At 37.6% G+C, this 864-nt stretch carries 2 pseudogenes; one reads left to right on the top strand and one right to left on the bottom strand.

The annotated features are described in order from the left end of the window. Nucleotides 1–85: pseudogene (locus tag ACFIL8_RS11355) on the top strand (transcriptional regulator); the annotation flags it as partial. 404 nt (nucleotides 86–489) lie between these two features. Here ACFIL8_RS11355 and ACFIL8_RS11350 read toward each other — a convergent pair. Next, nucleotides 490–864: pseudogene (locus ACFIL8_RS11350) on the bottom strand (ATP-dependent chaperone ClpB); the annotation flags it as partial.

The following is an 864-nucleotide window of genomic DNA, read 5'->3' as shown; positions in this document are numbered from 1 at the left end:
CGAAAAAGAACACACCCTTTTGAAAAATTTTAGAGAACTCCAGCCGAAAAAACAAAAAGCAATCTTGTGGCTAATTTCTGATTAAGCAACAGCACAACGATCAACATTATTTGTTAATATATCAAACAACGAAACATCCTTAAGTCAAATTCAGATCAGCTCCCCATCCCCCTTCAAAGAGCAATGTTTTACGGCGGATAAACGGCATTTCTCTCTAACGTTTTTACGCACAAAGCAATAAAGCAATCCCGCTTGTGACTTCACTTATAAAATTGCAAGAAAATAGTTTTCACGACAAACAGAAGTAAAAGAATCCTACGATATTCGAAAACGCTGATTTAACATGCAAAAACACCAGCCACTCCCTTTGCTTTGCAATAAAATACCGCTGTCTCATCGTGAATTTTTCTAAATCAGCACCCTTCAAAGAGCGGTGTTTATCACATAATAGGATTATCACCGCCCTTTATACCATGAATTTTTCCAAACTTAATCTTCAGGCAAAAATTCCAACCGATCTCCTTGTTTTGTAATTTTCACCGTCGTCTCATCGTGAATTTTTCCAAATAAGATGTTTTCCGCCAATGGATCTTGAATTTCTTTTTGAATAATCCGTTTAAGGGGACGCGCACCATAAAGGGGATCATAGCCCTTATCGGCAAGAAACTTTCTCACCTCTGGCTCGATTTGCAAAGTTATTTTGCGTTCATTGAGCAAATTTTGCAAATGTTCTATCTGAATATCGACGATCGCTTCCATATCGTGACGTTGCAGCCTTTGAAAGAGAATAATCTCATCAATACGGTTTAAAAATTCAGGACGGAAAGCCGCTTTAACGACATTCATAACATCATTTTTTGCCTG

This window comes from Bartonella sp. AP57NXGY (assembly GCF_042195805.1).
Lineage (GTDB): Bacteria > Pseudomonadota > Alphaproteobacteria > Rhizobiales > Rhizobiaceae > Bartonella.
This window is presented reverse-complemented; position numbering and strand designations above follow the sequence as displayed.